The organism is Pedobacter gandavensis (genome assembly GCF_032678745.1).
Classification (GTDB): domain Bacteria; phylum Bacteroidota; class Bacteroidia; order Sphingobacteriales; family Sphingobacteriaceae; genus Pedobacter; species Pedobacter gandavensis_C.
The window spans coordinates 24,414-39,238 of record NZ_JAVTST010000010.1 but is presented as its reverse complement, the minus strand read 5'-3'; the positions used below and the strand labels follow the sequence as shown (position 1 = coordinate 39,238).

The 14,825-nt window shown below is 40.8% G+C and carries 11 protein-coding genes; 7 read left to right on the top strand and 4 right to left on the bottom strand.

The window, feature by feature from the left end; translation table 11 throughout:
• The first annotated feature begins 72 nt into the window (after positions 1 to 72).
• Positions 73 to 3,231 carry a glycoside hydrolase family 2 TIM barrel-domain containing protein gene (locus R2S10_RS22410; protein WP_316842655.1) on the top strand — a complete coding sequence of 1,053 codons (3,159 nt, stop codon included), beginning with the start codon at positions 73 to 75 and terminating at the stop codon, positions 3,229 to 3,231.
• Positions 3,232 to 3,387: 156 nt separating this feature from the next.
• Here R2S10_RS22410 and R2S10_RS22405 read toward each other — a convergent pair whose 3' ends face one another.
• From R2S10_RS22405 to hemW, 3 genes are all read right to left on the bottom strand, one after another.
• A complete protein-coding gene (locus R2S10_RS22405; RefSeq protein WP_316842654.1) occupies positions 3,388 to 3,711 on the bottom strand; it encodes a phage holin family protein in 324 nt (107 codons plus the stop codon).
• A 65-nt stretch (positions 3,712 to 3,776) separates the two neighbouring features.
• Complete coding sequence (locus R2S10_RS22400; RefSeq protein WP_316842653.1) at positions 3,777 to 4,562, bottom strand: SDR family oxidoreductase; 786 nt, start codon at positions 4,560 to 4,562, stop codon at positions 3,777 to 3,779.
• A 36-nt stretch (positions 4,563 to 4,598) separates the two neighbouring features.
• Positions 4,599 to 5,741 (bottom strand): radical SAM family heme chaperone HemW, encoded by a 1,143-nt coding sequence (gene hemW / locus R2S10_RS22395; RefSeq protein ID WP_316842652.1) that lies wholly within the window; start codon positions 5,739 to 5,741, stop codon positions 4,599 to 4,601.
• A 490-nt stretch (positions 5,742 to 6,231) separates the two neighbouring features.
• Here hemW and R2S10_RS22390 point away from each other — a divergent pair, with 490 nt between their 5' ends.
• The 6 genes from R2S10_RS22390 (at position 6,232) to gldN (ending at position 12,900) form a co-directional block, all read left to right on the top strand.
• Positions 6,232 to 7,215 carry a DUF4271 domain-containing protein gene (locus R2S10_RS22390; protein WP_316842651.1) on the top strand — a complete coding sequence of 328 codons (984 nt, stop codon included), beginning with the start codon at positions 6,232 to 6,234 and terminating at the stop codon, positions 7,213 to 7,215.
• A gap of 17 nt (positions 7,216 to 7,232) precedes the next feature.
• Complete coding sequence (locus tag R2S10_RS22385; protein WP_316842650.1) at positions 7,233 to 8,003, top strand: uroporphyrinogen-III synthase; 771 nt, start codon at positions 7,233 to 7,235, stop codon at positions 8,001 to 8,003.
• A 220-nt stretch (positions 8,004 to 8,223) separates the two neighbouring features.
• On the top strand, positions 8,224 to 9,585 hold the full coding sequence (locus tag R2S10_RS22380) for an SUMF1/EgtB/PvdO family nonheme iron enzyme (protein ID WP_316842648.1): 1,362 nt from the start codon (positions 8,224 to 8,226) through the stop codon (positions 9,583 to 9,585).
• A 31-nt stretch (positions 9,586 to 9,616) separates the two neighbouring features.
• Complete coding sequence (gene gldL / locus R2S10_RS22375; protein WP_316842647.1) at positions 9,617 to 10,426, top strand: gliding motility protein GldL; 810 nt, start codon at positions 9,617 to 9,619, stop codon at positions 10,424 to 10,426.
• Positions 10,427 to 10,471: 45 nt separating this feature from the next.
• Positions 10,472 to 12,010, top strand: a complete 1,539-nt coding sequence (gene gldM / locus R2S10_RS22370) for a gliding motility protein GldM (RefSeq protein ID WP_316842646.1) — start codon at positions 10,472 to 10,474, stop codon at positions 12,008 to 12,010.
• Between the two features lie 8 nt (positions 12,011 to 12,018).
• The gene (gldN, locus tag R2S10_RS22365; RefSeq protein WP_316842645.1) at positions 12,019 to 12,900 is read left to right on the top strand and encodes a gliding motility protein GldN; all 882 of its coding nucleotides are present in this window, start codon (positions 12,019 to 12,021) and stop codon (positions 12,898 to 12,900) included.
• 103 nt (positions 12,901 to 13,003) lie between these two features.
• Here gldN and uvrC read toward each other — a convergent pair whose 3' ends face one another.
• Positions 13,004 to 14,812 carry an excinuclease ABC subunit UvrC gene (gene uvrC, locus R2S10_RS22360; RefSeq protein ID WP_316842644.1) on the bottom strand — a complete coding sequence of 603 codons (1,809 nt, stop codon included), beginning with the start codon at positions 14,810 to 14,812 and terminating at the stop codon, positions 13,004 to 13,006.
• Positions 14,813 to 14,825 lie beyond the last annotated feature (13 nt).

Below are 14,825 nucleotides of genomic sequence, written 5' to 3'. Positions count from 1 at the left end.
CGTTGCCCATTTGGGGCATTAATCGCTAAAATATGGTTACGTTCGACTTAGCAATACAATCTAAACACACAAATGAGAACAATTTTTACCACACTATCCTTATTATTGGCCTCTTCGGCAGTAATGAGCCAGCAATTACCGACGGAGTTGCAAACTCCAGAGGTGGTTTCTGTAAACAGGATGCCCATGCGTGCTTCGGCATTTGCTTATGAAAATAAAGCACTGGCAGCAAAGCGTGAAAAGGAGAAGTCTAATTACTTCTTAACTTTGAACGGGCAATGGAAATTTAACTGGGTACAAGACCCGCGTCAACGTCCACAAGAATTCTTTAAGACCACTTTCGACGATACCAAATGGGATAATTTCAAAGTACCTGCCAACTGGGAAACCAATGGTTATGGCTTACCGATCTATGTAAACCATCCTTATGAATTTGCGGGTCGTAAATTGATGGGAGAGAAGATGAATCCTCCATTTGACATCCCTGAGGATAATAATCCTGTAGGATCGTACAGAAAGAAGTTTACACTTCCAGAAAACTGGGATGGCCGTCAGACTTTTATCCACCTTGGTGCGGTAAAATCAGCTTTTTACATCTGGGTGAATGGCAAGAAAGTTGGTTATAGTGAAGACAGTAAGCTTGCTGCGGAATTCGACATCACTAAATACCTGAAAAAAGGAGAGAACTTAGTTGCTTTACAGGTATACCGTTGGAGTGATGGTAGCTACCTTGAGTGTCAGGATATGTGGAGAATCTCTGGGATAGAACGTGATGTTTACCTGTATTCTACGCCAAAAGTAGATGTAAGAGATTTCAAAACCATTGCTACTTTAGATAAAACTTTCAAGAACGGATTGTTATCTTTTGATGCAGAAATCAACAACTACAAAATTGAAAGAGGAACGCTTCACAGTACGCCGGATACCTTTTCTGTAGCTTTAGAACTGGTGGATCCGAAAGGAAAAACGGTCTATACAGAAGAAACAAAGGGAGTAAATAAGGTTGTTGGAAACTATAAAGCCAATGTAAAGCTACAAACGGAAATCCCTAATGTTGCGGCATGGACTGCTGAAACGCCAAACCTTTACACCTTATTCATCACCCTTAAAAACAAAAAGGGCGAAGTATTGGAAGTGATTCCGCAAAGAATTGGTTTCCGTACGGTAGAATTGGTGAATAATAACTTCCTTGTAAATGGAAAAAGAGTGTTCTTTAAAGGTGTAAACCGCCATGAGCATAACGCTACACAAGGACATACCTTAACCAAAGCAGATATGTTGAAGGATATGGAAATGATGAAGAGACTGAACGTAAATTCAGTGAGACACTCTCATTATCCACCGGATCCATACTGGATGGAGCTTTGCGATGAATACGGATTATATGTAATTGATGAGGCGAATATTGAATCTCATGGTCGTTATTATGACCTTGCTTACACGCTTGGAAATGATAAAGAATGGAGAATGCCACATATGGAGCGTATTACAAGAATGTATGAGCGTGATAAAAACCACTCTTCGGTAATTACCTGGTCATTAGGAAATGAAGCCGGTAACGGAAGAAACTTCTATGAAGGTTACGACTGGTTGAAAGCACACGACGGTCGTCCGGTACAATACGAGCGTGCAGAAGAAGATTTCAATACCGATATGATTGTGCCTCAGTATCCTGATCCAAACTGGTTGAAAAGCTATGCGAACAGCAAGCCAGACCGTGCTTTGATCATGAGCGAATTTGCACATATCATGGGAAACAGCCTTGGTAACTTTAAAGAGTACTGGGATGTAATCGAAAGTCAGCCGAACTTACAAGGTGGATACATCTGGGAATGGATCGATCAGGCAATTGATACTGTGAAAAACGGAAAACGTATTGATGCTTATGGTGGTGATTTTCCTTTGAGTGGTCCGGTAAATGAAAACTTTAGCGATAATAACTTTAGTGTAAAAGGAGTGGTGACGAATCATCGTGGCATGACTCCAATGGCAGTAGAAGTGAAAAAGGTGTACCAATACGTCAAAACCAAATACAATGGCAACAATACCATTAGTGTAAACAACTCGTATTTCTTCAAAGGACTGGACAATGTGAAATTGAACTGGGAGTTGTTAGAGAATGGTAAAATCGTTGAAAAAGGAACTCAGAACGTACTTAGCATTGCGCCAAGGACTGAAAAAGAACTGAGCTTAGCAGTTAAAACGAAAGCTAAAGCAGGATCAGAATACTTCCTTAACGTGTATTACGACTTAAAAACAGCAGAACCTTTCCTTCCATTAAATTATACCATTGCAACCGAACAATTTGCATGGAATGGTACGCCACAAGCGGTAAATCGGCCAGCAGCAGCAGGTACATTAACGGTAGAAAAAGCAGCTGGCAAAACACAGGTTAAAGGAAAAGATTTCGTAGTAACATTAGACCTTGACAAAGGAATGATGACTGGTTATACCGTAAAAGGAACGCAATTGTTAACTGAAGGTCCACAACCGGGTTTCTGGCGCGCACCAACAGATAATGATATCGGTGCTGGTTTCAATAGCAAACTTAGAGCCTGGAGAACTGCTTATGCAGAAGCTAAAGTAAACGTTGCGGAAGTAACTACTGCTCCTTCAGGAGAAGTGATCGTGGTATTTAAGAAAGATGTAGTGAATGGTGATGCTACCGTTGAACAAACGATCAGCATCAGACCTGACGGAATCTTAAAAGTAAATAACCGTTTCAAAGCGAATAAAGGCAAATATCCATTGATGTTGCGTATTGGTAATGATTTACAGTTAAACGCAGGATTGAACAAAATCAATTACTATGGTCGTGGGCCAGGTGAAAATTATTCAGATCGTAAAACTGCTTCTTTCGTTGGCGTATACAGCCAGACATTGGATGAGCAGTATTTCCCTTATGCACGTCCACAGGAAAGCGGAAATAAAACGGAAGTACGTTGGGTTAATTTCACGGATAAAAAAGGAAAAGGATTAAGCTTCGGTATGGCAGATAGCCTGTTGAGCTTCTCTGCACTGCCATATAGTGTGGATGATCTTGATCCTGAAGTGAATAAAAAACAATACCATTCAGGAGAATTAGTGAAGAGAGATCGCATTTATATGCATCTTGATTTGATTCAGAGTGGTTTACAAGGAATTGATAGCTGGGGTTCTATGCCATTAAGGGAATACAGAGTTCCTTTTGCTGCACACGAATACTCGTATTGGATTAAACCGATTAAATAGTATTCTAGCAATAGCAATAAAAAAAGGCGGCCTTTCGAATACCCATTCGAAAGGCCGCCTTTTTATTTTATAACCGGATGTTTTCTAGTCTATTAAAAAATATTTGCGCAAACGTTTGCGTCTGATATAACCGGGTGTTCCTTGCAGCAGTTTATTTTAAAGGATCACACCAACTATTGCCATCACTAAAGCGATGATCAGCGCAGGCACAAATCCGGTAACTTCGAAATCGTCAAATAGCTTGTCTGCTAATTTGATCATTACCGCAGTCACCACTAAATGAACAAAGAAGGATAGAAATCCTAGAGTAACGACATTTAGCGGTACCCTTAATACCCAGCCTAAAGTTGCATTCAGTAACCCAATCACTAAGGCAACGAGGATGGCAGTACCATAGTTTTTAATTCTTACGCTAGGGAGTACATAAGTCATACCCAGTAAAATCCCCGCATTGACCAATAGTGTGATGATAAAATTCATAGTTTGTTTTTTTGAGATTTCAATGGGTCAAAAATCAATCCAGAAATTCCTATTGGTAGAACCAGTTAAGTAACTTTTGCAGTTCTGATGTATTTCGAGAATTTTAGCGGGAAGAATCGTTTCAACCATACTCCTTTAACTTCTTTTCCGCCGATATAAACTTCTTCTTTCCGCAGATTTATCGCTTTTACAATCAAGTCTGCGCAGGTTTCAGGTAGCATTCCTGTTTCCTGTGCTTCGTCCATTGTTCCCTGAGGAGTCCCGGAAGGAGTTAAAGCGTTAAGGGTAACATTGGTTTTGATGAAACCCGGACAAACGATGGTAATGTGAATACCCTGATCATACAATTCAGATCTTAGAGAGTCAAAATAACCATGTAAAGCATGCTTAGAGGCAGAATAAGCAGAACGGAGCCTGGTGCCAAACTTCCCTACCAAACTACTGATGCAAACAATCTGACCGGCACCATTTTCTATCATCATTGGCAATACCGCTTTGCTCAAGGCTACAGTACCCCAAAAATTGACGTTCATCAGCCGTTGTTCTACGGCCAGGTCTGTTTCCAATGCAAGTCCCCGCTGACTAATCCCGCCACTATTGATCAATAGGTCAATCTTGCCAAAAATTCGAATAGCTTCTGTTGCTTTTTCTGCCAGTGCAGCAGTATTTTCCAAGTCCAAAGACAAGACATGGACATTCATTTTATTCTTACAATTGCCTTTTACACGGAACAATTCATCCCGGTTGCGGGAAGAAATGATCAGTTTAGCACCCAGCTGGCTATATGCATAAACCAATGCTTCTCCTATGCCGGATGAGGCTCCGGTGATCCATATCACTTTATCTTTCATTTCTGTAAGGCTATTCTAAGGGTTAAATTCCAGGTTTTAACGGTGGTCTTCGGGAATTAAAAATAACTCCGAAGCAATGTGATCTGCGAATAACTTGCCATCTAAGGTTAAAGTTAAATGATCATTCTCATTTATCAGCCATTTCCTTTCCACAAATGGTTTGATACTTTTAAGCGTATCAGCGAGAAATACTTTGCCGAAATCTGCAGCAATCTTATCCAGGCTTGTTCCCCACATGGTGCGTAATGAAGTCATTATGTATTCATTAAAGCGATCATACAGGTCTAATGTTTCTATCGTTTCCGGTAAACGGCCTTCTCTGATGTCACTTAAATAAGCCGCATTATTGGCCACATTCAGGTAGCGTGTATGGCCATCAAAGCCATGTGCAGAAGGACCAATACCCATATAAGGAATGCCACGCCAATAATTGGTATTGTGAACCGCATACTGACCAGGCTTACTAAAATTCGAAATCTCATAATGTTCAAAGCCACCTTCTTTTAATTTATCGATGAGCGTGATGAACTGTTCGGCACTTTGTTCCTCATTTACCGGAGTCTGTTTTCCTCTTTTGATGGCACTGGCAAGGGCCGTTCTGGGTTCAACAGTTAGGGAGTAAGCAGAAATATGTGGTGTTTGAAATTCTATAGCTTTATTGATATTGCTCAGCCATTTTTGATCGGTAAGCAGGGGATATCCGTAAATCAGGTCGATACTTAGATTCTCAAATCCGGCGTCCTGACTTCTTTTGATACAATCTTCGGCCTCTTGTGCATTGTGCGCACGATTCATCCAGATCAGGTCTTCTTCAAAGAAAGATTGTATGCCAATACTAAACCTGTTTACTGGCAATTGCCTCAATTCCTTGATTTTTTTAGCATCCAGGTCGTCAGGATTAGATTCAATCGTAATCTCTGCATCCGAAGCAATCGAAAAATGCTTGGTCAGGGTATTGAATATCTTTTCAAATGCTGCGGTAGGGAGTACGGAAGGTGTGCCTCCGCCAAAGTAAATGCTGCCAATCTGATGGTCGGCAACCCTATCCTTTTTTTTAATGATTTCTGTGCAAATCGCATCAGTCATCTCATCAACGTACTTTAATGAAGTGCTGAAATGGAAGTCGCAATAAGTGCAGGCCTTTTTGCAAAATGGAATATGGATATAAATACCGGACATTTGGCAAAGGTAGGCTTTAATCTATTAAGGTATTAAATGTCAGTATTCAAATTGTTTCAAAATTCAAATTCCAAGATTTCAGCATAACTCAAATCTCTGGGTCTTAATCACTCAATTTTCTGTATTATCCATAATAAAATTCTGATAAACCTTTGTTTGCCGTACTGGCCAAATAATTTGCGTCAGGAATTCTCCTGAAATTACACTGATAAATTATCAAAAGAGGCCAGTTACTGGTCGGAAACAGTAGCTGGTTCCCTTAGGGTTGGCTTAGGGTTCGGATAGAGTTCAGTTAGTAAGACCCTAACTCAACCCTAAGCCAACCCTAAGGGAACCCTTTCCCAACCCTATCCGAACCCGCCACTCTAGTCGGATACTACCTCAGCTCTTCCCTGCGTTTATTCCCCTCATTTTAAACGGATGTTTATCCTTAATACAGGATCTGAAAACCGTTGGAAAACTAATGCATATTTAACCTAAATTTGCAGCAATGAATTTAAATCGCATCATCCTGCTGCTGTTCCTTTTTTGTATGGCTGTCTTTTCTAAAGGTTACGCTCAGACCACTGCTGTTGCTGCGGATACCCTGCAGGTTAGTCGGGTCTATCCAAAGAGAGTAGTTAAGGATGCGGCATACTTCGCCAGACAAAAATTTGTGACGGATTCAATCATGACCCATACCTGGATTTTGCCGGATTCATTGGTTGATAAAAACATCATTATCGATAGCATCATTAAAGCCAATACCATTGGACGCACGAACCTCTTGCAACGTTACCAGGAAATGGGTGATGTAAAGAAAGTTTCGGCCTTCCGGACAGGTAAACCTTTGCCCAGAGGAGAGCGTTGGGTACTGGGAGTATTGGTGATTTTACTCGCCATATTCGCCGCTTTAAAAATTTCATTCTCCAAACAATTGCAAAGTATTGTGCAGAGTTTCTTTAGTAATCGGGTACTCAATAACCTGAATAGGGAAGATAATTTGTTTACTTCATGGCCTTTTCTCCTCCTGTTTGTACAATTCGGATTTACTTTAGGTATGTTTTTTTACCTGGTTTCCCAGTATTATCACCTCGCTTTTGTGAGTAGTGGTTTTCAGTTTTATGCAAGTATTTCTATCCTTATTATCGTCTTATACGTCGTAAAAATTCTCATTTTACGTCTTTTAGGCTACCTGTTTGAGGTGCAAAAAGCCGTAAATGAATACGTTTCCATATTATATTTAAGTTACTTTAATCTTTCTTTAGTTTTCATTCCCCTGGTAATTGCATTTGCCTTATCTCCTTTAAGGTATGGAGCTTACTACGTGGTAGCTTCTTTTGTACTTCTCGCAATTATCTTTATTTTTCAGTTTATTAGGGCAGGGATAAATATTTTATCTCATTATAGATTTTCTAAAGTGTATTTGTTTTTGTACTTTTGTGCCCTCGAAATTTGCCCTATATTAATATTAATCAAGGCAATAGGATTTTAAAGCGGTAATTAGGTAAAATGCAAGAAAAGACAGAAGATAGGTTACGTAAAGTGAAAAATATACTGATCACCTTACCAAAACCGGAAACAGAGAAGTCTCCTTATTTTGATTTGGCAAAGAAGTACAACCTGAAAATTGATTTTAGATCATTCATTCATGTTGAAGGCATTCCAGCCAGAGATTTCAGAAAAGACAAAATCACTTTGAGTGATTTTACTGCAGTAGTGTTTACCAGCAGAAATGCCGTAGACCATTTTTTCAGAATTTGTGAAGAAATGAGATACGATGTGCCTGCTGACCTGAAATATTTCTGTATTTCAGAATCTACCGCTTTGTACCTCCAAAAATATATTCAGTATAGGAAACGTAAGATCTTCTTCGGTAAGCAAACCGCTGCTGATTTAGCGGAAGTGTTGAAGAAACACTCCAATGATAAGTTCTTATACCCTTGCTCTGATATGGCAACTGAAGACACCATGAACTTCTTACAGAAGAATGGTTATGACTTTACCCCGGCTGTATTGTTCAGAACTGTGGTTTCAGATCTTTCAGATCTAGCCGAAGTTTTCTACGATGTGATCGGATTCTTTAGTCCTTCCAGCATTCAGTCGCTTTTTACCAATTTCCCCGATTTCAAACAGAACAATACCCGCATCGCAGCATTTGGATTAAACACCCATAAAGCAGTAAATGATGCCGGTCTAATCGTTGATATTGCTGCGCCTTCACCGGAAGCTCCTTCCATGATCATGGCCATCGAAAATTATATCAAAAAATCTAATAAATAGCCTTACAGCCCAATTTGCACGTTCTAGCGCAAATTGGGCTGTTTTTTTTTCAGGGTTATGAATTTTTAATTTCTAGTAGAACCTACTTTCCGACAGGGGATTGATGAGCAGGAATGAACGGTAATTCTTGTTCATTATTATCATTCCTCGTATTTTTATGGCTTAATAGTTGTTAATGTGAATCTTAATATATAAAATTGCTATAAAATTGTGGGAATATATGAGGAGAAACATCTACTTTTTGGGATTTATAGCTACAATACTTCTAGCTAGCTGCGGAAAAGGCGGCCAGGGGGAGTTGGTTGGAGTATACAATAAGAAGTTTAAAAACAACAGGGTGCCCTTAGGAATGGTCTATGTGCCGCCGGGAAGGACCTTGATTGGAATGTCTGATGAAGACATTAACAACTCTCAGACTTCCCCAAGTCGAATGACCTCTTTCAGTGCCTTCTTTATGGATCAAACGGAGATCTCCAATGCAGAATACAGACAGTTCGTGAACTGGGTAAGAGATTCTGTAGCGGTGACTACACTCGGTCCAACGGTAGCCGCAAATTTTTATAAACCTATTCCTGCAAATGCTGGGCCAACCTCTGCTTCAGATCGCTATATCGACTGGAAAAAAGTAGGTAACGGTTCCTTACTTTGGAGTAGAAAAAATGGTGGTTTTGGCGCCAAATTAACCGATATGTATTATAGCGGTGCAGATGCCCTCCCAGGGAGAACAGAAATCGATGTTAGAAAGCTGAGATACGCTTATAGCTATAAAAGTACCGATCTTGAAGCCGAAGGCCGCAAAGACCCAACTAAAAAAAGACAGGATTTTATCGTTACCTATAGCGACCTTCCTGATCCTGATAAATCAAACCAGTTCCCTTCCGTAAATGTATATCCGGATACCCTGGTTTGGAAAGTAGATTATTCTTATTCTCAGAATGATCCTATGGTGAAAACCTATTTCAACCACCCTTCTTATGACGATTATCCAGTAGTAGGCGTGAGCTGGGAACAAGCCACTGCATTTTGTGTATGGCGTACCCGTTTCTATGAATCAGTAGCCGTTGCCAGAAAACAACCTTTAAATTCAAGACCAGAATACCAGTTGCCAAGTGATGCGCAATTCGAATATGCAGCAAGAGGTGGCAATGTGAAAACGAAATATCCTTGGGGTGGACCATATATCCGCAATACCAAAGGATGTATGCAGGCTAACTTTAAAGTTGGACGTGGAAATTATTCAGATGATGGCGGTTTATATACCGTGAATGTGAAGTCTTATTTCCCGAACGATTATGGCCTGTATAATATGGCTGGAAACGTTGCCGAATGGACCGTTACCGCCTATAACCAGTCTGCAGCTCCATTACTGCTAGATTTTAATCCAAACTTTACCTACGTTGCAAAAGCTACGGATAGCAAATACCTGAAGCGCAAAGTCGTAAGAGGAGGCTCCTGGAAAGATATCGGATTCTTCCTTCAAAACTCTGTAGGGACGTACGAGTACCAGGACCAGGCCAGATCTTATATCGGCTTCAGGTGTATTTCCGCTTACCCGGGATCTGATATCAGGAATAAAAATTAAAAACAACATATACCAAATTCATCCTAACAAAATGGTAGCAAACCGTAAATTCGATAAAATGCACCTGGCAATATCGCTAGGGGCCAGCGTGGTTATTCTTGGCGCACTTTTCAAAATCCTTCACCTTGGAGGCGTTTGGGGAAATTATATGATTGGAGTTGGATTAGGAGTTGAAGCAATACTTTTTGCTTTAACCGGATTCATCCAGCCAGAACCTGAACCAGCATGGGAAAGAGTTTATCCTGAATTAAGAGATGATTATGATGGCGAATTGCCGAAATCGTCTCCAAGAGCTGTAGCACAACCTGCTGCTTTCTCTTCTACGGCAGCTTTGGACAAAATGTTGGCAGATGCAAAAGTAGGTCCGGAACTAATCGAAAGCCTGGGTAATGGCCTTCGTACTTTCGGTGATAAAGTGGCTAACATCTCTAATGTCGCTGATGCGGCTACCGCAACTACAGAATTTGCAGGAAAAGTTAAAACCGCCACAGCAAGCTTTGATACCCTGAATGGTGCCTTCTCAAAAGCAACCAATCAATTGGTGGAAATCGGCGAAAGTGCCGGAGCCTCGAAATCGTACCATGAACAGGTCAATGCACTAGCTAAAAATCTAGCCGCTTTAAACGCTGTTTATGAATTGGAACTGCAAGATTCCAGTGCCCACCTAAAATCAATGAACAAATTCTATCAGAACATCGCATTGACGATGGATAACTTTAGTGGTTCAATGGAAGATTCTAAACAATTTAAGGAGGAAGTTGGGAAACTGGCTAAGAACTTAGGTTCTTTAAATGCAATCTATGGTAACATGCTATCGGCAATGAATCAGCCACGTGTTTAATCCGTATTTAATTAGTGATCATCTCATCATCAGACTGAATTAAAAATGGCCGGAGGAAAACAAACAACAAGGCAGAAGATGATCAATATCATGTATTTGGTATTGTTAGCTATGCTTGCCCTTAACGTATCGGATACGATACTGAATGCTTTTAAGAACATCAACGACAGCTTACTGACCTCAAAGAATAATGTGAGCAGTAGCATCGACCAATTGTTCGCAGCATTTCAAAATACTAAACTTAAAGAAGAGCCTGCAAGGGCGCAACCCATCTGGGAAAATGCCAATAAAGCAAAAACTTATGCTGGCGAATTGAACGATTATATTCAGAAACTCAAAGATCAGTTTGCTCTTGAAGGTAAAGGAATTGACCCGGAAACCGGTGATCTAACGGAACGCTCTAATCTGGACATCGCTCAGGGGATTATGATCAACCAGAAAAAGGGAGAAGAACTGCAAAAGAAAATCAATGAAACCCGCGAAAAGTTAATCTCGTTATTGCCGGAAAAAGATCGCGCACATGTTACCTTCTCTTTGGAAGCTAAAAATGCCGTAAAAGCAATTAATGGAAAGAAAAACTGGGCAGATATTAACTTCGGTGAGGGTACTCCTTTAACCGCTGCAAATACGATCCTGACTAAAATCCAGTCGGATGTGAAAAACGCAGAAGCCGAGGTTGTGAAGAAACTATTCGGAGACATGGATAAGGCATTGGTGAATTTAGATCAGTTTGACGCGGTTGCAGTAGCACCAAGTTCTTACGTGATCCAGGGACAGCCTTATACCGCTCAGGTATTTTTAACGGCAAGCGATTCCAGGTCTACTCCTGAAATCTCTGTAAATGCTAACCCACTTTCCGTAAAAGATGGTAAAGGAACTTATACCGGCAGCACTGGTAGTGTTGGGGTATTCAAATGGTTCGGTACAATCCGCGTAAAACAAACAGATGGTAAAGTTGTAGAATATAAAACTCCTGAGCAATCTTATCAGGTAGCTAAACCTTCTGCAACAGTATCTCCTGATAAAATGAACGTGATTTATGCCGGTATCCCAAATCCCTTCTCGGTTTCAGCAGCAGGCTTCCCATTGGAAAGCGTAAAAGCGAGCATGGACGGTGGATCTATCTCCGGTGGCAACGGTAAATTTACAGTGAATGTAAGTGGTGCCCAGGTAGGAAAAGAATTGAATATCAACGTTTCAGCAAGTACAGGTGGTAAGACCCTAAACCTGGGATCTCAGAAATTCCGCGTTAAAGCATTGCCAACGCCGAAAGCATTGGTGAAAGGTAAATCTGGTGGTAGTGTAGACCTGGAATGGTTGGAAAATGCCGGCTTACTGGATACCCAACTTGATGATTTCGTTTTTGATGTAAAATATAGAGTGATCAGATTCGCGGCAACCTTTATCAACCCGAGATCTGATGCTGTAACGATACAAAATAGTGGTGCCGGATTTAGTGGCCAGGTAAAAGGGGCTTTGAATTCGATTAAACCAGGGGCTACAGTGGTTTTTAAAGACATTGTATGCGAAGGCCCGGATGGTCGTCAACGCGTGTTGGATGGCATCACATTTAGTGCAAAATAGGATTGAATATGAAAAACATTTTAAGTATTTCGGCATTACTGTTATTCGGACTTACTGCATCAGCACAGGATGTAGTACCTCCTGTGGCGACGGGCACAGTAAAAAAAGCGAAGATAAAGACGCCCCCTAAAGACGGCTTTTCGGCAAGAAAAGACGTGGATAGTGCTGTTATGGTTCCTTTTGCTGATGTGAGAGAAGAGGATGTGTTTTACTCCAAAAGGGTTTGGCGTGAGATCGATTTAAGAGATACCATCAACTCGGTTTTGAAAGCTGAAAATGCAAGATTAATCGATGTGTTACTCGAAGCCATTACCAATGAAGAGCTAACCGCATACTCTCCAAAAGATACGGTTGCAGGGAAATTGCTGGAAGATAATGATGCTTTCAAAATTGCATTAACCACACAACAGGCTTTGCAAAATATGCGTGGCACAACAGAAGGAACTCCTGATGCCACCACGGGTAAAATTGCAGAACCTACTTTAAAAAGATTCAGGCCAGATGAATTCCTGAAATACAGGATTAAAGAAGACTGGATTTTAGATGTCAAACGCTCGGTATTTGAACCTAGAATTGTGGGTATAGCCCCAATGAAAATGGTAGAAGGTAACTGGCAGCCGGTTTTCTGGATCTATTATGATGATGTAAGAGAACTGCTGACTAAGAAAAAATTGATGAACCCGGGAAATGATGCTTCGGTATTGACCTTCGATGATTTCTTCGTGAGACGCTTATTTTCGAGTTATGTCGTGAAAGAAACAAATCCTGGAAATAAAACGATTGTGGATATGTTAGGTTTAACCGACGTTAAAGACCCAAGAAAATTATACGAATCGGAAAGGATTAAAAAATCTATTGCAGACTTTGAACAGAGTCTCTGGGAATATTAAGCTAATCCCGATTAAAGGATACAAAAAATCCGGTCTTCAAAGGAGACCGGATTTTTTTATTCAAAAGCATTTTGCTGATGATGAACCTGGTTTTTAAATGCGCTTAAGTATTTGGATCCTGTTTGAAGTAATTGGTCAATGCAATCACCTGTGATTTGTTCAGCACTTTCTGCAATTCAGTAAGTTCCGCCTCCCGAATCTTTTTAACGGATTTGAAATGACGCAGGAGCTTATCGGCAGTAGTCTTTCCAATCCCCTCAATTTGCTCCAGTTCCGTTTTTAAAGTACCCTGGTCGCGTTTCTTCCGATGGAAGGTAATCCCAAACCTATGGGCCTCATCGCGGAGTTGCTGGATCAGTTTAAGGCTTTCCGATTTCTTGTCCAGATACAAAGGGTAAGGATCACCAGGGAAGAACAATTCTTCCAGTCTCTTGGCAATACCAACAATAGCCACCTTATGTTCTATACCCAGCTTTTTCAAACTGCTCACGGCAGAGGATAACTGGCCCTTACCACCATCAATGATGATCAGCTGAGGCAGTGTGCCCTCTTCTTCTAACATGCGCTTATATCGCCTGTATACGGCTTCTTCCATGGTGGCAAAATCATTGGGTCCCTCCACAGTTTTCACATTAAAATGTCGGTAATCTTTTTTGGATGGTTTTGCATCTTTAAACACCACAATAGCAGACACGGGATAGGCCCCCTGGAAGTTGGAGTTGTCAAAACACTCGATGTGTTTAGGCAGTTCGCTCAGGCCAAGGTCCTTTTGTAATTGTGTCAGGATGCGATCTGTTCTTAGATCCGGGTTCAGTTTTTCATACTGGTTCAGTTTCTCTTTTTTGAAGAACAAGACGTTTTTCTGAGAAAGCTCCAGTAAGCTTTTCTTTTCCCCGAGTTTGGGAACAGTAAACTTGATGTTTTTATCCTCCAGCGCGATTTCAAAAGGAATTACGATCTCCTTAGAAGTACTGTTGAATTTGGTGCGGAATTCCGTAATTGCCAGTGTAAGCAACTCTTCATCCGTTTCATCCAGTTTCTTTTTAATCTCTATGGTTTGTGTTTGAATGATACTGCCGTTCATCACCTTCAGGTAATTTACAAAGGCATAACGCTCATCAGAAGCAATACTCACCACATCAATATTGGTGATCGAACTGCTCACTACCGTAGATTTACTTTGATATTTTTCGAGGATAAGGAGTTTCTTTTGATACTGATGAGCAAGCTCAAAGTTCAGATCTGCTGCCGCATCTTTGACAATTTGCTTAACTTCCTTAATCACACTCCCGATTTTTCCGTTCAGAATATCCTTTATTTCTTCAATATTCCGATTATAATCAGCGGCCTCCTGGTAAGCCTGACAAGGTCCTTTACAGTTCCCGATCTGATATTCCAGACATACTTTGAATTTACCGTCATTGATGTTCTTTTCCGTCAATGGTAAATTACAAGTACGTAGGCTATAGGTTTCTTTGATGACATCAAGAATGGTGTGCATCATGCCCACCGAGGCATAGGGACCGAAATAAGTAGAGCCATCCTTCACCATGTTTCGCGTCCAGAATACCCTTGGGAAAGGCTCTTTCTTGATGATAATCCACGGATAGGTCTTGTCGTCCTTCAACATGATGTTATACCGGGGCTGATGCTTTTTAATCAGGCTGTTCTCCAACAGCCAGGCATCAATCTCGGTATCCACAATCGTGAAGGTGATCTTCCTGATTTTAGACACCAGCACCCTGGTTTTGCCGTTGAGCTGCTTGTCCTGGATGAAGTAAGAACCTACCCGGTTTCTCAGGTCTTTGGCTTTGCCGATATATATTAAAGTATCCTCCGCATCCCAATACTGGTATACGCCAGGCTTATGGGGAATGTCGGCCAATACTTTTTTATATTCAAAAGTACTCATGAAAATCGCTTTT